Annotated in this window: 13 protein-coding genes, 1 pseudogene and 1 riboswitch; of the genes and pseudogenes, 3 read left to right on the top strand and 11 right to left on the bottom strand. The window is 73.4% G+C overall.

Translation table 11 applies throughout. From position 1 onward, the window contains the following. The first annotated feature begins 43 nt into the window (after positions 1-43). The gene (locus HW445_RS05130; protein WP_180219838.1) at positions 44-418 is read left to right on the top strand and encodes a signal peptidase I; all 375 of its coding nucleotides are present in this window, start codon (positions 44-46) and stop codon (positions 416-418) included. A 162-nt stretch (positions 419-580) separates the two neighbouring features. Here HW445_RS05130 and HW445_RS05125 read toward each other — a convergent pair whose 3' ends face one another. From HW445_RS05125 to HW445_RS05105, 5 genes are all read right to left on the bottom strand, one after another. Beyond that, positions 581-1309: a cobalt-precorrin-6A reductase gene (locus HW445_RS05125; protein WP_180219837.1), complete on the bottom strand. Its 729-nt coding sequence runs from the start codon at positions 1307-1309 to the stop codon at positions 581-583. Then, positions 1306-2787: a cobyric acid synthase gene (locus tag HW445_RS05120; RefSeq protein WP_180219836.1), complete on the bottom strand. Its 1482-nt coding sequence runs from the start codon at positions 2785-2787 to the stop codon at positions 1306-1308. The genes HW445_RS05125 and HW445_RS05120 overlap by 4 nt, the downstream gene beginning before the upstream one ends. After that, positions 2784-3563, bottom strand: a complete 780-nt coding sequence (gene cobF, locus HW445_RS05115) for a precorrin-6A synthase (deacetylating) (protein WP_218956584.1) — start codon at positions 3561-3563, stop codon at positions 2784-2786. The genes HW445_RS05120 and cobF overlap by 4 nt, the downstream gene beginning before the upstream one ends. After that, positions 3560-7144 carry a cobaltochelatase subunit CobN gene (gene cobN / locus HW445_RS05110; protein WP_308798354.1) on the bottom strand — a complete coding sequence of 1195 codons (3585 nt, stop codon included), beginning with the start codon at positions 7142-7144 and terminating at the stop codon, positions 3560-3562. The genes cobF and cobN overlap by 4 nt, the downstream gene beginning before the upstream one ends. Positions 7145-7185: 41 nt before the next feature. Then, positions 7186-7302, bottom strand: a riboswitch (cobalamin riboswitch). Between the two features lie 23 nt (positions 7303-7325). After that, positions 7326-8744 (bottom strand): condensation domain-containing protein, encoded by a 1419-nt coding sequence (locus tag HW445_RS05105; RefSeq protein ID WP_180219834.1) that lies wholly within the window; start codon positions 8742-8744, stop codon positions 7326-7328. Between the two features lie 296 nt (positions 8745-9040). Between HW445_RS05105 and HW445_RS05100 the strand changes: the two genes are divergently transcribed. Both HW445_RS05100 and HW445_RS05095 read left to right on the top strand, forming a co-directional pair. Then, on the top strand, positions 9041-9664 hold the full coding sequence (locus HW445_RS05100) for a histidine phosphatase family protein (protein ID WP_180219833.1): 624 nt from the start codon (positions 9041-9043) through the stop codon (positions 9662-9664). Between the two features lie 75 nt (positions 9665-9739). Beyond that, a pseudogene (locus tag HW445_RS05095) lies at positions 9740-9931 on the top strand (enoyl-CoA hydratase-related protein); the annotation flags it as partial. 63 nt (positions 9932-9994) lie between these two features. Here the strand turns inward: HW445_RS05095 and HW445_RS05090 are convergent. From HW445_RS05090 to HW445_RS05065, 6 genes are all read right to left on the bottom strand, one after another. After that, complete coding sequence (locus tag HW445_RS05090; protein ID WP_180219832.1) at positions 9995-11068, bottom strand: M14 family metallopeptidase; 1074 nt, start codon at positions 11066-11068, stop codon at positions 9995-9997. Positions 11069-11070: 2 nt separating this feature from the next. Continuing rightward, positions 11071-11382, bottom strand: a complete 312-nt coding sequence (locus tag HW445_RS05085; protein ID WP_180219831.1) for a hypothetical protein — start codon at positions 11380-11382, stop codon at positions 11071-11073. A gap of 20 nt (positions 11383-11402) precedes the next feature. After that, positions 11403-12953: a S8 family serine peptidase gene (locus tag HW445_RS05080; protein WP_180219830.1), complete on the bottom strand. Its 1551-nt coding sequence runs from the start codon at positions 12951-12953 to the stop codon at positions 11403-11405. Between the two features lie 235 nt (positions 12954-13188). Continuing rightward, the gene (locus HW445_RS32720; protein ID WP_218956582.1) at positions 13189-13644 is read right to left on the bottom strand and encodes a peptidoglycan-binding protein; all 456 of its coding nucleotides are present in this window, start codon (positions 13642-13644) and stop codon (positions 13189-13191) included. Positions 13645-13729: 85 nt separating this feature from the next. Continuing rightward, positions 13730-14824, bottom strand: coding sequence for a hypothetical protein (locus HW445_RS05070; RefSeq protein WP_218956581.1), 1095 nt, complete (start codon positions 14822-14824; stop codon positions 13730-13732). An 82-nt stretch (positions 14825-14906) separates the two neighbouring features. Further along, a partial coding sequence (locus HW445_RS05065; protein WP_180219829.1) for an endonuclease I family protein occupies positions 14907-15752 on the bottom strand: 846 nt, incomplete at its 5' end.

Below are 15752 nucleotides of genomic sequence, written 5' to 3'. Positions count from 1 at the left end.
TGCGCGGCAGGCCGGGGGAGCGGGGCTGTTAGTGTCCGCAGCCATGGACGACGTGTACGTGGGCAACGCCGGGCAGGACGCGGCCCTGGACCGGGGCTGGCTGCTCGGGCACTTCAAGGACGCGGGCGACCCGCGGCACAGCGAGGCCGTGGAGATCAAGTGGGGCGTCCACCCGCGGGGCGACACCCGGGCCCAGTGGGTGCGCGGCGAGAAGCGCACCGCGCTGCAGGTCCTGGTCAGCGGACGCTTCCGGGTGGAGTTCCCCGGCCGCAGCGTCGTGCTGGAGCGGCAGGGCGACTACGTCGTCTGGGGCGAGGGCGTCGACCACTCCTGGGTCGCCGAGGAGGAGTCGGTGGTGCTGACCGTGCGATGGCCCTCCGTCCCCGGCTACGCCGTGCCGCCCGCGCCGACGCCGTGAAGACGCCGACGCCGTGAAGACGCCGACGCCGTGAAGACGCCGACGCCGTGAAGGCGCCGACGCCATGAAGGCGAGGCCCGGTGAAGCCGCGGACCTCGTGACGGCGTGGACCCCGTGAAGCCGCGGACCCCGTGACGGCAGGGGCCCGTCAGCCCGCCGCCCTCAGCCCGCCGCCCTCCGCACCCAGGCGAACGCCTCGGTCACGTCGTGCACCACCGGCACGCCGTCCGTCGCCCCGGGCCGCCGGACCACCACCACCGGAACGCCGAGCAGCCGCGCCGCCTCCATCTTCGGCCAGGTGTACGTCCCACCGGAGTCCTTGGTCACCAGCACGTCTGCGCCGTGCGCCCGGAACACCTCCAGCTCCCCGTCCAGCAGATAGGGCCCCCGGCTGGTCAACAGCCGCCAGGCGGGCGGCACCGGGAGGTCCGGCACGTCGACCACCCGCGCCAGCACGGCACGTGCCCCCAACGCGGGCACGAAACGGGCCAGTTCCTGCCGCCCCACCGTCACGAACGGCCGCCTGCCCAGCCCGGCGGCGTGCCCGGCGGCCTCCTCGTGCGAAGAGGCGTAGGTCCACGCCGGATCCGGATCCCAGCCCGGCCGCTCCAGCCGCAGCAGCGGCATGCCCGAACTCCCGCAGGCGGCGACGGCGTTGGCGCTCATGCCGCGGGCGAACGGATGCGTCGCGTCGACCACCACGTCGTAGTCGGCCAGCGCCGCCCGCAGCCCGGGCACGCCACCGAAACCGCCGATCCGCACCTGACCCACCGGCAGCCGGGGCCGGGCCACCCGTCCCGCCAGCGAGGTCGTCACCTCCACCCCGGCGTCCACCAGCAGCGCGGCCAGTTCCCGGGCCTCGGCGGTCCCGCCCAGCAGGAGCAGCCTCACCGCACACCTCCGGGCGGCAGCAGCGGCAGCCCGCCCGGCGCCCCGTCCCGCGCCAATGCGGCCAGCGCGTCGACGTCGAGGTACTTCTCCGCCAGATCGGCCAGCCCTTCGATCCGCCCCTCCCGCGCGGCGGAGAACCGGACCCCCGACGGCGCGCACCCCAGCGTCTTCGCGAGGAACGCCTCCCGGAACGCGTCACCCTCCAGGCTTCCGTGCCACATCGTGCCGTACACCTGGCCCGCCCGCGCCCCGCCCAGGAACTCCTCGGCCCCGTCGCCCACGGTGATCCGCCCGTGATGGATCTCGTAACCGGACGCCGGCGCCCCCAGCGCCGTCCCCTCCGGCAACCGCAGCGTCTTCCGCGCCGCGAAGTCCGTCCGCACGTCGAGCAGTCCCAGGCCTTCCGCCGACGCACCCGGCTCAGCCTCGACCCCCTCCGGATCGGCGACGACCCGCCCCAGCATCTGGAACCCCCCGCAGATGCCCAGCACCGGCCGGCCCCGCCGGGCGTGCTCCACCACGGCCCGGTCCAGCCCCCGCGCCCTCAGCCACGCCAGGTCGGCCAGGGTCGACCGGGTCCCCGGCAGCACCACCAGGTCCGCGTCCGACAGGTCCCGGGGCCCCGACGCGAACACCACGTCCAGGTCCGGCTCCAGTCCGAGCGCGTCCACGTCCGTGAAGTTGCTGACGCGCGGCAGCCGGATCACCGCCACCCGCCGCACCGCGTCCCCGCGCGCCCGCCGCCCCTCCAGGTCCAGGGCGTCCTCCGAGTCGAGCCACAGGCCCGGGTCCCACGGCAGCACACCGAACACCCGGCGTCCCGTGAGCCGCTCCAGGTCCTCCAGCCCGGGCCGCAACAGCCCCACGTCACCGCGGAACTTGTTGACCACGAACCCGGCCACCAGCGCCTGGTCGGCCGGCTCCAGCAGTCCCACCGTGCCGTACATCGAGGCGAACACCCCGCCCCGGTCGATGTCGCCGACCACCACCACCGGCAGCCCGGCGTGCCGGGCCAGCCCCATGTTGACGTAGTCGCCCGCCCGCAGATTGATCTCGGCGGGGCTGCCCGCCCCCTCGGCGACCACCACGTCGTACCGGGCGGCCAGGTCGTCGAAGGCGGCGTGCGCCGCCTCGGCCAGATGCCTGCGGCCCGCCTCCCAGTTCGCCGACGACACCTCACCGGCCGGCTGCCCCATCAGCACCACATGGCTGCGCCGGTCGGTGCCCGGCTTCAGCAGCACCGGATTCATCTCCGGCTCCGGCACCGCACGCGCCGCCACCGCCTGCACCCACTGGGCACGCCCGATCTCCGCCGTCACGCCGTCGCGGCCGCGGCAGACCATCGAGTTGTTCGACATGTTCTGCGCCTTGTACGGCGCCACCCGCACGCCGCGCCGGGCGAACGCCCGGCACAGCGCCGTCGTCACCACGCTCTTCCCGGCGTCCGACGTGGTCCCGGCCACCAGCAGCCCGCTCATCGCGCCGCGTCCTTCCTCAGCAGACAGACGTCCATCACCCAGCCGGCCGCCCGCCGCGCCCGGGCCCTGGCCCGCACGATGCCGGGCAGCACCTCACCGACCCTCCCGGCCAGCAGCTCCTCGGCGTCCGTGCCGAGGTTGGCGCCCCACCACACGGACCAGTCCTCCAGCCCGTCGAACCGCGGCTCGGAGCCCAGCATCACCACGATGTTCTCCTGGCCCTCCGCCACCGCGGCGGCCAGCCGGCGGGCCGTGGTCACGTGCACCGGCCGCCCCACCTCGTGCAGCACCATCCGGTGGCGCGCCGCCAGCAGCTGCGGCGCGCTCACCCCCGGCAGCACGTCGTACTCCACCGGCACCACGCCCCGTGCCGCGACCCGCTCCACGATCCGCACCGTGGAGTCGTACAGCGACGGATCGCCCCACACCAGGAACGCCGCGGTGCCGCCACGGGCGGCCAGCACCCGTTCGTAGGCCGCGACCCGCGCCTCGTGCCAGGCCGCCACCGCGCCCGGATAGTCCTTCGGGTCGCGCCGGTCACGCTCCGGGTCCGGCACCTCCACCAGCTCCACGCCGTGCGCCTCGCACACCGCGCGCCGCGCCTCCAGCAGCCCGTCGTCCTCGGCCTTGCGGGCCGCGACCGCGTAGTCGCAGCCCCGCAGCGCCTCCACGACCTCGGCCGTCAGGTGGCGCGGCCCCATGCCGATGCCGAGCACGCGCACCCTCACCGCGCCCTTCACCGCGCCCTTCACCGCGCCGTTCACCGCGCCGTTCACTGGGACCGGTCCTCCAGGTCGCCCTCGACCTCCAGGTACACCTCGGCCATGGCCCGCAGGGTCTCCGGGTCCGGCTCGGCCCACAGGCCCCGCTCCGCCGCCTCGTGCAGCCGCTCCACGATGCCGTGCAGCGCCCACGGGTTGGAGCGCCGCAGGAACTCCTGGGTCTCCTCGTCCAGGACGTACTCGGCGGCCAGCTTCTCGTACATCCAGTCGTGCACCACACCGGCCGTGGCGTCGAAGCCGAAGAGGTAGTCGACGGTCGCCGCCAGCTCGAAGGCGCCCTTGTACCCGTGGCGGCGCATCGCGGCGATCCAGCGGGGGTTGACCACCCGGGCGCGGAACACCCGGGCCGTCTCCTCCGCCAGCGTCCGGGTGCGGACCGCGTCCGGCGTCGTCGAGTCGCCCACGTACGCCTTCGGGTCCACGCCGGTCAGCGCGCGCACCGTGGCGATCATGCCGCCGTGGTACTGGAAGTAGTCGTCGGAGTCCGCGATGTCGTGCTCGGCGCTGTCGATGTTCTTCGCCGCCACCTTGATCCGGCGGTAGTTGGCGCGCATGTCCTCCGCCGCCGGGACACCGTCCAGTCCGCGGCCGTAGGCGAAGCCGCCCCACGCCGTGTACACCTCGGCGAGGTCGCGGTCGTCACGCCAGCTGCCCGACTCCACCAGCTGGAGGATGCCCGCCCCGTAGGAACCGGGCTTCGACCCGAAGATCCGCGTGGTCGCCCGGCGTTCGTCGCCGTGCACCGCCAGGTCCGCCCGGGCGTGCGCCCGCACGTGGTTGCTCTCCTCGGGCTCGTCGAGCGCGGCGACCATCCGCACCGCGTCGTCCAGCATCGCCACCACGTGCGGGAAGGCGTCGCGGAAGAAGCCCGAGATCCGCACCGTCACGTCGATCCGGGGGCGCCCCAGCTCCTCCAGGGGCACCACCTCCAGACGCGACACCCGCCGGGACGCCTCGTCCCACTCGGGCCGCACGCCCAGCAGCGCCAGCACCTCGGCGACGTCGTCGCCGGAGGTACGCATCGCCGACGTCCCCCACACCGACAGACCGACCGACTCCGGGTAGCTCCCGGTCTCCGCCAGATGCCGCTCCACCAGGGAACGGGCCATGGCCTGACCGGTCTGCCAGGCCAGCCGCGAGGGCACCGCCCGCGGGTCCACCGTGTAGAAGTTCCGGCCGGTCGGCAGCACGTTCACCAGACCGCGCAGCGGAGACCCCGAGGGGCCGGCCGGCACGAAGCCGCCCGCCAGCGCGTGGACCACGTGGTCCAGCTCCTCCGTCGTCCGGGCGAGCCGCGGCACCACCTGCCCGGCGGCGAACTCCAGCACCCGGCGCACCTCGGCGTCGTCGTGCAGCGCGGCGGCCGCGGCGGGATCCCAGTCGGCCGCCTCCATCCGCTCCACCAGCTCCCGGGCCCGCGCCTCGACGCCGTCGACCATGTCCAGCCGCTCGTCGTCCTTCAGCCCCAGCGCCTTCCGCAGGCCCGGCACGGCACCCCCGACACCGCCCCACACCTGGGCCGCCCGCAGGATCGCCAGCACCAGGTTCACCCGCGCCTCGCCCACCGGCGCCTCGCCCAGCACATGCAGACCGTCACGGATCTGCGCGTCCTTGATCTCGCAGAGCCAGCCGTCGACATGGAGCAGGAAGTCGTCGAACTCCTCGTCCTCCGGCCGCTGTTCGAGACCGAGGTCGCGGTGCAGCTCCGCCGCCCGCAGCAGCGACCAGATCTCCCCCCGCACCGCGGGCAGCTTCGCCGGGTCCATCGAGGCGATGTTGGCGTGCTCGTCCAGCAACTGCTCCAGGCGGGCGATGTCGCCGTAGGACTCCGCGCGCGCCATCGGCGGGATCAGGTGGTCGACCACCGTGGCGTGCGCCCGGCGCTTGGCCTGGGCGCCCTCGCCGGGGTCGTTCACCAGGAACGGGTACACCAGCGGCATCGCGCCCAGCGCCGCGTCGGTGGCGCAGGCCGCGGACAGCGCGGCGTTCTTGCCCGGCAGCCACTCCAGCGAGCCGTGCTTGCCCAGGTGGACGACGGCGTCCGCGCCGAAGCCGTTCTCCAGCCAGCGGTAGGCGGCCAGGTAGTGGTGGCTCGGCGGCAGCGACGGGTCGTGATAGATCGCCACCGGGTTCTCCCCGAAGCCCCGCGGCGGCTGCACCAGCACCACCACGTTGCCCGCGCGCAGCGCGGCCAGCACGATCTCCCCGGCGTCGTTCACGAAGAGCCGGCCCGGGGCCGGACCCCACGCCTCGGTCATCGCGTCCCGCAGCCCGGCCGGCACGTCCGCCGTCCACGCCGCGTACTCCTCGGCGGTGATCCGCACATGGGCGTCGGTGAGCTGGCCGGAGGTCAGCCACTCCTCGTCCTGCCCGCCCGCCGCGATCACCGCGTGGATCAGCGCGTCGCCCGCCTCCTGGTCGTCGGGCAGATCCAGCCCGGGCAGGTCGCCGGGCGCCCCCAGGTCGTAACCCTCCTCGCGCAGCCGCCGCAGCAGCCGCACCGCCGAGCGCGGGGTGTCCAGCCCGACCGCGTTGCCGATGCGGGCGTGCTTGGTCGGGTACGCCGACAGCACCACCGCGATCCGCTTCCGCGCGGGGGGAACGTGCCGCAGCCGGGCGTGGTTGACCGCAATGCCCGCCAGCCGGGCGCACCGCTCGGCGTCGGCCACGTAGCGCGGCAGACCGTCGCGGTCGATCTCCTTGAAGGAGAACGGCACCGTGATGATCCGCCCGTCGAACTCCGGGATGGCGATCTGGCTCGCGGAGTCCAGCGGCGTGACGCCGTCCTCCGACTCCTCCCACTCGGCCCGCGAACTCGTCAGGCACAGTCCCTGGAGGACCGGCACGTCCAGGGCGGCCATCCGCTCGACGTCCCACGCCTCGTCGTCGCCGCCGGCGCCCGCGGAGGCCGGCACGCTCCCGCCGGCCGCCAGGACGGTCACCACCAGCGCGTCGAAGGCGCCCAGCGCCTCGTACAGCTCGTCCGGCGCCGACCGCAGCGACCCCGCGAACACCGGGACGCCCACGCCCCGGCCGGTGGCGTCCACCGCGTCGGCCAGCGCGTGCGCGAACGCCGCGTTGCCGCCCGCCTCGTGCGCCCGGTAGTAGAGGATCCCCACCCGGGGCAGGCCCTCGTCCGCCGGTACCTCCCGCCCGGCGAACCCCCACAGCGGCACCGCCTCCGGAGGCTCGAAGCCCTCGCCGGTGAGCAGCACGGTGTCGGAGAGGAAGGCGTGCAGCCGCCGCAGGTTCGCCGGGCCGCCCTCCGCGAGGTACCGGTGCGCGTCGGCGGCCACCCCGACGGGCACCGTCGAGTGCTCCATCAGCTCGGCGCTCGGCTGGAGCTCCCCGCCCAGCACGACCAGCGGCGTCCCCCGCTCGCGGACGGCGTCGAGTCCCGGCCACAGGTCCTGCGGAGAACCGAGCAGCCTCACCACCACCAGGGCGGCGCCCTCCACGGCGGCGGAGAGTTCCTCGTCGGAGGCCCGGGACGGATTCGCCCACGCATAGGCGGCGCCACTGGCCCGCGCGGAGAGCAGATCGGTGTCGGACGTGGACAGCAGCGCAACAGGCACGGTCAAGGCCGTGTTCCTCCCTCGGGGTTCTCGCCCCGTACGACGGTCGGACAACCCGTGGTCAGTGTCTGGCTGCGTCCCCCGACGGGGGAACGACACAGTGGCGGAACCGCCCCGGACTCGCACCGGGTTCCTGCACCACGAGCAGTGGGCCCTCACCCTAACCGGGCGACGCCCCCGCTCACACCGGGGCCCCCGTCCCGGGCACCGCGCCCGCGGACCCGGCGACCTCCGCGACGATCTCCCGAAGCCGCCGCAGATAGGTCTCCATGCTCCGCAGCGCGGGCCCGGTGTCCGGGTACCGCGCGGCGAACTGCAGCCCCTCGTGCACCCGGCTGACCCACACGCACACCTGGTCCCCGTAGGAGACCCGCAGGAGCCCGTAGGCGTGCAGCTCGTCCCACCGCCCGGAGCCGGGCACCGGTCGGCCGTCGACGAACGACACGATCGAGTACAGGTCGGGCGAGCGCGGACGGAACTCCGAGCCCAGCAGGTGCAGCACCCGGGCGATCGGCATCCGCGCCAGCCTCCGGTTCTCCCGCAGCGCCGCGCGCACCCGCCGCAGCGCCTCCTCGAAGCCGGCCCCGTCCGACAGGTCGACCTCGATCGGCACCCCGCCCACGTACCAGCCCACCGAGTCCTGCCACTGCGATTTCGCCCGGGTGTGGAACGGCACCACCGTCCGGTACACCGGCGTGCCCGAGATCTCCCGCACGATCACCGCGGTGGCCGCCAGCACGCCCACCAGGCTGCCGCCGAACGGACGGCAGAACGCCTCGAAGCCCGCCGCCTCCCCGGCGTCCGACAGCATGTCCTGCATCAGCTTCTGCGTCGGCAGCTTGCCCTCCGCGTCCAGCCCGAGGTCGACCGGGAAGTTGGGCAACCGTCCGTCGCACCGGGCCACGAACTCCCGCCAGCGCGCCACGATCCCGTGGCCGTCGTCCACCCGGTCCGCGTCCGCCCGCTCCGCCTCGCAGAAGTCGACGTAGCTGCCCGCGGGCGGCTGCGCCACCGTCCGCCCGTCGACCGCGGCCGCGTAGAACTCCCAGACCTCGGCCGGGATCCGGTGCAGCGAGTACGCGTCCACGTTGCTGTGGTCGAAGGCCATGTACACACTGGTGCGGTCCTCGCGGACCACCGCCGCGTAGATGAAGTTCGGCCAGTCCAACGCGTCCGCCGCGACGTCGAACCGGTCCTGGAGGTGGTCGACCAGCTCCCGCGCCTCGGTGAACTCGCCCACCACCTCACGGCGCAGCCGCACCGCACCGGCGTCCAGCGTGAACCGCCGCATCGTCCCCCGGTCCCAGCGGAACCCGCTGCGCAGCGTCTCGTGCCGCAACGTCCAGCGGTGCAGCGCCTGTTGGAGCGCATCGAGGTCGACGCTCCCGGGGACGTCGAAGGCCGCGCCGACCCAGGTGGGCACGAACAGGCCGTCCTCCCGCACCGACCGGGCCGTCCTGATGTGCGACTCCTGCACGTACGCCGGCGGCCGGGAGTCCTCCGGCAGGCCCGCGGCCGCCTCGACGGTCTCCGGACTGAGCGTCCACTCGACGAGCAGTCCGGGACGCACGTCGCATCGCTGGATGTCGGTCACTCGCACCGGGGCGTATCCCTTCGTAGGGGGCGGAGAGGAAGGAACCATTCGTCGGCCCCTGCACCGGCCCGGCCCCCGACGGCGAACACGAGCCCTCGTTCCCGCCGACCGCCCACAAAGCCTCATCCGCCCGGGCTTGTTCAACGCATGTCCAACGAGACGGCTCAGAGCGAGGAAACGGGTCCGGCGCCTGCCGGAACCACGGTGACGGCAGGCGCGTCGGTCACCCTTGCTGCCAAGACCGTCGGACGGCACGGAAGTCCGAGGCGAACCCGCCTCCCGAGAACCGCAGGAGCCACCGCTTGTCCACCCTCTCCGACCGCTACCTCTACCTCACGCGCCACGGCGAGGCCGACGCGGAGGAGACCTCGCTCACCGGGCGCGGTCGCCGCCAGGCCACCCTCCTCGGCGAACGTCTGCGCGGCGTCCCCTTCACCGCGGTCCATCACGGCCCGCTGCCCCGCACCGCCGAGACCGCGGCCCTGGTCAGCGCCCGGCTCGGTGACACGAACGCCCATCCGTGCGATCCGGCGGGGGACTACGTTCCCCACCTCCCCACCCGTGAGGAGCTCCACCCCGCCTCGGCGGACAGGACCCTCGACGTGCTGGCCTCCTTCCCCGCCCCGGAGCGCGAGCGGGGCCCGGAACTCGCCCGCGAGGCACTGGTCCGCTTCACCGGCCCGGCACACCAGGACACCGTCCGCCACGACCTGGTGGTCACCCACAACTTCCTCATCGGCTGGCTGGTCCGCGCCGCCCTGGACGCCCCGCCCAGCCGCTGGATCGGTCTGAACCACGCCAACGCGGGCCTCACCGTCATCCGCTACACGCCGGACCGGCCCCCGGCCCTCCTCACCTACAACGACACCCGCCACCTGCCCGAGTCGCTGCGCTGGACGGGCCTGCCGCCCGAACTCCATGTCTGACGGCCGCCCGGTCGGGGAAGGACCCGGTGGCGCGGCGCCGGAGGAGCTCCGGCCGCCCGACCCGCGCGCCGGGAGGTGACCGTGCCCGACGTACGGTTCGACATCGAAGGCTCCGTCGCCGTCATCCGGCTCGACCGGCCCGAACGCCGGAACACCGTCGACCGGGCGACGGCAGCGGAACTCGTCGCCGCCTTCGAGCGGTTCGAGGCCGATCCAGAGCTGCCGGTGGCGGTCCTGGCCGGCGCGGGCGGCACCTTCTGCGCGGCGGCCGACCTCGCCGGACGCCCCGTACACCCCGGGGTTGACCTGCTGACCCCAGCCCTATGCGCCTCAGGGCGTGCGTGGCACTTCGAGGGCCAGGGTGAGCAGTGCGGCACACACCTCGCGGACGACCTGCCCGGCCTCCTCGACGGCCGGCTGGAAGGTCGTGCCGCACTCGACGGTCCAGCCGAGCACCTTGGAGGCGCCCGGACGGGAGAGGTGGCGGCTGTAGGCGTAGTCGTCACTGGTGCCCGAGGTCGGGTACAGGCCGTAGGACGGCTCGACGCCGTACTCGCCGCCGCGGACCGCGCGCACGGCCTCGCTCATACGGCCGGCGAGGTCCACGGCGGTGCGCAGGTCGTCCGGGGCGATGTACTCACCCATGCCGTCGTCGGGGCGTCCGCGGACGGCGTCGAGGCCGGGGTTGCGGAAGTTCTGGTCCGGGTCCGTGGTCTGGTTCCGGTCGCTGCCCCAGTGGTGGAGGATGACGGGGACGGCGCTGTGCACGTCCACCAGCCACCGGATGCCCGGACGGCCGTCGAGCACCTCGACCACCGACCGGGTCTCCGGCTCGGAGGCGGCCGCCGGCCCGCGGTAGACCTGCGGGTCGCACGGCCGGTCGGAGGTGTGGACGTCCGCGTCGGGCGCGAACTTCGCCGTGTGGTCCCACAGGAAGTCGAAGTTGCGGTTCAGGTCGACGCCCACGCACGACGGGTCCGTCGCTCCCGGCGGAGCCGGGCGGCGGTTCTTGCGCCACATGGCGGAGGCGGTCTGGCTGTGGGCCCGGCCGTCGGGATTGACGCAGGGGAAGACGAACAGGTCCACGTCCTCCACCACGCTCCTCACCTGGGCGGCGGTGAAGACCGCCGAGCCGTAGCCCAGCCCGGTGCCTCTGCGCCAGGCCTCGAGCAGGTCGGCGGCGAGGAAGACCAGCGCGTCCGGCGGCACCCACTCGCGGGCGTGCACCCCGCCCAGCAGCAGGATGCCGGGATGCGCGCCGTCGTGCGGCGCTCCGACCCGCAGCAGTCGCAGCGGGCGGCCCTCGTGGGTGGGCCGGGGCGCGGTGAGCAGCTCCGTCACCTCGGGATGGGCGTCGTGCAGGCGCCCGACGGCGGAGTCGATCTCCGTGACGTTGAGGTACACGGTCATTCCTTGCGGCCGAGCCCGTGCGGGACGGCGTCGCGGGTGGCGAAGCGGTCACCCGTGCCGACCTCCTCGACACGTGCCCGCCAGTTCTCGGTGACGTTCTCGACGGCGGTGACGGTCACCCGGTCGGCGGACCGGGCCGCCCTGGCGGCGTCCAGCCGGTCCTGCCGGAAGTAGACCTCGATGGCCACCCCGTCGCGCCCGGGACGCGCGACGGGGTGGCACCCGAGGTCGGGGTGGGTCTCGCGGACGAACCGCCGGAGCGCCTCGGCGTCCTCGGCCACCACGCGGCACCGGACGACGTCGGGCACGGGCGGCTCCCCGGCGGCCGTCATGAGGGGGTCGCCTGCGCGGTGCGGAGGGCGTTGACGGTGTTGATGCGGCCGAAGCCGTAGTCGTCGTTGTGGCCGTGGGCGTCGTAACGGACGGTGGGCGGGCCGATCTTGTCGGCGGTGGTGTGCAGGATGCCGCGGAGCTGGTCGCGGGTGAGGCCGGGCTTCGCGGCGAGTGCGAGGGCCGCGCAGCCCGCCGCGCAGGGGGCGGCGAAGCTGGTCCCGGTGCTGGTGCCGTAGCCCCCGCCGGAGGTGGTGCTGAGAACGTTGACGCCGGGGGCGATCAGCTCGACCTCCGGGCCGCGCGCGGCGTGGTCCTCGCGGTCCTGGTTGGTGGAGCGCACCACGGCGATGACGTCGGGGTGCGAGACGATCTCGTCCTTGCCGATGTCGACGTTGCGGCCGTTGCTGGCGGCCCAGAAGACGGGCAGCCCCTTGCCCCGGCGGCCCTCGGCCGCGGCGAACTCGAGGGCGAGCTCCATGGTCGTGGTGATGTCCCAGTCCGCTCCGTTGGGGCCCAGGCTGCACACGAGGATGTCCGCGCCGTCGCCGGCCCGCTCCGAGCCGGTCTCCGTCGACGGATCGGCCGTGTAGGCGATCGCGCGGGCGAGGGTCGTCTGGGTGCCGACCTGGTCGGGCAGGCAGGCGACCAGCATGAGGTCGCACTCGGGGGCGGCGCCGGTCCCGCCGGCGGGGTTGCTGAGACGTCCGCCCACCATGCCGGCGCAGAAGGTCCCGTGGTCGCTGTCCGGCATGCCCGCCGTGTCCTGGGCGAAGACGGTGCCGTCGGCGTCTTCGGTGTAGAAGCCCGACAAGGGGTCGACACCGTCGGCGAGGTCCGGGTGGGCGGCGTCGAACCCGTTGTCGATCACGGCGACCCGGATCCCGCCCCCCAGGGTGTGGTCCCACGCGGGCTCGATGTGGACGTCGGCGTCGGGCACGCCGCCGTTGGCGCCGGTGTTGTGCCACTGCCACTGCTCGGCGTAGCGGGCGCCGGTGGGCCGCAGTCGGGTGGGGACATGCTCCACGAAGGCCGGCTCGGCGAAGAGGAACCGGTCGTTCTCGTGCAGCGCGACCGAGGCGCCGAGGGAGTCCAGACCGGACGGGGCGCGCACCTGGTAGAGGTTCTTGGCGAAGGAGAGCTTGTGCAGCGTGGTCAGACGGGCGGCCGCCAGTTCGCGTTCCGCCTCCTCCTCGGAGAGAGCGGGGTCCAGGCGGACCGTCAGTTCGGCGGTGGCGATGCCGATCCTGCCGTTGGGCCGCCGCACCACCGTCCCGGTGGTCTCCGCGCCGGGCAGGGGCTCACCGGTGGCGAACGCCTCGTGGGCGTGGGGCGCGGGCCGCACCAGCACCCAGTTGGCGCGGGCGAAGGCGTCGGCGACGTCCTCCTCCACGCCGGCCTCGCGGATCTCCTCCGTCGCGACCGTACCGAGTTCCGCGCCGATCCCGGCGGGCCCACCGGGGGCGTCCGCGTTCACCTTCACCGCGACGACCCCGTCGATCTCCTCGGCCTCCAGGAGCCGGCCGCGCTGGTAGTACTGGCGTGTCATCCCACTCGCCCCTCGATACCGGCGTAAAGGCTGGAAACCCCCTCCCCTCCAGCCTCCTCCTCACCGGGGAGGCCCGCAATTCCACGGTCCGGGCCGGCGTGGTACGGAAATCCCGGGAGGTATTCCTTTGCGTCTTCAAATTTCCTCGCGTCAACGAAATGCGGACACCCCGCGTCGGCGAAATACGGACACCCGGTCGCGATATCGGCCGGGCGTCCTCCTGTCGCTCTTTTCCTCAGCCCCCTTCCACGGGGACGGGAACGCGGAGCTTGTCCCAGGACGTGCGTCCCGGCACACCGTTCGCGTCCGCGCCGGTGAAGCCCAGCTTGCGCTGCCACATGGCGTAGGAGTCCCGGTGGTGTTCGTCCCAGCGGGGGCCGATGCCCTCCACGTCGTCCGGGTAGCAGTTGCACCCCTCGTCGACCAGCCGGTAGCCCATCATCACGATGACGGGGCTGTTGGGCACGCTCGCGAACCATTCCTTGCCGGGGAACGGGACGTAGTTCTCGGGGGAGTGGTCCTTCGCGACGACGAGCCGCTGTCCGACCTTGATGATGTTCGGGTTGGGGATGCCGTTCCAGACCTGGAGCTGCTTCACGGTCGTGTGATAGTGCTTCGCGATGTCCGTGAGAGTGTCTCCGGGACGCACCGTGTAATACGTGTCGTGTCGCGTCAGATGCTGTGTCGTCATACTCCCAGAGTAGTTCTCCGCCCGCATTCCCGGAATTCCTCCGGCGGGCGGCGGAGAAGGTGACGTGATTGCCCGGTCAACCTTTTCAGCTCGGCGGGACCTGCGGTTCCTTGGGCTGTTTCGCCGGTGTCGCACTCGGACCTCCGACGGAATTCAGCACGGTCTGTGCCTGGGTGTCGACGAATCGCGTGAACAGCTGTTGCGCATAACCGAAGATCACCGCCCAGGCGATGATCTGGGCGGACGAATCCAGGGACTGAAGCCCGGGAACGAACTCGCCGCGCATCAGGAGGAGCCCCAGTACGGCCGTCAGCGCCCCCGTCGGCAGCTTCAGCATCGCCAGCGCCACCGGCACGTTGTACGGCGTGGAGCTGCCCCTGATCCGCCGCAACGACGCCGCCGCGGCGATGGCCGCCGCCACCATGCCCACGAACAGCACGACGGCGTAGTCCCAGCGGGACGCCACCTCGGCGAACACGTCGTCGACGTCCTGCCCGGGCAGCCTGCTCTCCGCCGGAGCGCTCCCCGTCGCGCACACCACCCCCACGCCCTGCGGCTCGAAGCACAAGGGAACCATCCTCGGCGCCAGCGCCCCGACCACCGCGACCAGGACCACCACCACGGCGAGAACGCCGGAGATCCCGTAGACGATCTGGGTGAAGCTCCGCACGCGCAGGTTCTCCTTCAGATGCGCCTGCCGCGCGACGCTCGTCGCGTCGACGAGGATCTGCCGCTGGGCCTCGTCGAGGACGCCCCCCGCCAGCACGGAGAGCGCGATCTGTTCGGTCTGGACCCTGCGTTCGTCGCTCACCGTGAGGTGCTCGCGCACGAACGCCAGCAGCCCGGGGAGCATGGCCCCGATCCGCTCCAGCGGCACCAGGCGCAGCATCAGGGAGTGGGCGGTGTCGTAGTGGGCCTGCGCCACCGCCAGGTGGGCCGCCGGCTGCCTGCGCCGATGGGAGTGGCGCAGCGTCTCCCGCGCCCCCTCCAGCTCCTCGAAGGCCCGGGCCACCAGCGCCTCGCGTTCCGGGTCGGGCTGGGCGCCGCCCCTGTCCCGCTCGGCGTGCAACAGCGCGTCGAGTTCGCCGATGCGCGAGGAAAGGCCTTCCCTGAGTTCCCAGAGCCCCTTCTCCCGCCTGAAGATCTCCCGGACTTCCCGCCTTCCCCAGATGTTCGACATGTGCCGACTATCACCGAGGTCCGCCGCCCGGTTCCGTCACCGCGCCCTACGCCTCTGCCGTACGGACCAGTTCCCGCACGGGTCAGGGCCGCTCCCGGGCGAAGCGGACGCGGTCCGCCCAGTCGGGGTGGTCGACGAGCGGGTTGCGGTTGCCCTGGACCTCGGCGATCGCGCCGTTGCGGTGGCGCTCGTACACGGCGGGCGGTTCCGCGCGGTGCCACGCGAGCAGGGTGGGTATCCGCTCCGGGGTGAACTCCCCCTCGGCGTCACCGACGAGGCCGGGGTAGCGCAGGAGGAAGTAGAGCGTCGCCCGGGCAGCGGTGCCCTTGCCGTGCGCGGGCTCGAAGCCCTCGTCCTCGCGCCTGCCGCAGTCGTGACGGACGGCCTCACGGAAGTCGGCGAAGTCGTGGTAGCGGAAGTTGCCGCGGAAGCTGTTGCAGCCGGGTTCGCAGGCGAACAGGTGGTGGAGGTCCCCGCGCATCGGTTCCTTCTCGTCGAACCACGACTGCGGGACGACGTGCTCGCAGTTGAACGGCAGGGAGGCATCCAGGGCCTCCAGCTCCGCCGTCAGCTCGGCGGGGCCGGCCGTGGTCTCACGGGTGAGGAAGCCCTGGAGCCGGCTCAGGCGCGCCGCCTCCACGGCGGTGTCGGCCCGGATGAGTTCCTCGGGGGTGAAGGTCCTGCCGGAGTAGATGCCGCGCAGCAGCCGGTCGGGATGGAGGTCGACCCACGGGTAGAGCAGGCGGGAAGGGCGGTAGGAGGGACGCCGCTCGTGGGTGGCCTCCAGCAGCCGGGTCAGTTCCTCGCGCAGCGCGTCGCCGTCCGCTCCGGGGGACACGCCGGCGTAGTAGGAGTCGCGGGCCGCCAGGTCGGCCGGCTCGTCGTAGTAGACCCGGTCGCGGCCGAGGCGCAGGTTCAGCAGGGCCGC

The sequence above is a fragment of the Streptomyces sp. UH6 genome (assembly GCF_013421635.1).
Taxonomy (GTDB): domain Bacteria; phylum Actinomycetota; class Actinomycetes; order Streptomycetales; family Streptomycetaceae; genus Streptomyces; species Streptomyces abyssomicinicus.
This window is presented reverse-complemented; position numbering and strand designations above follow the sequence as displayed.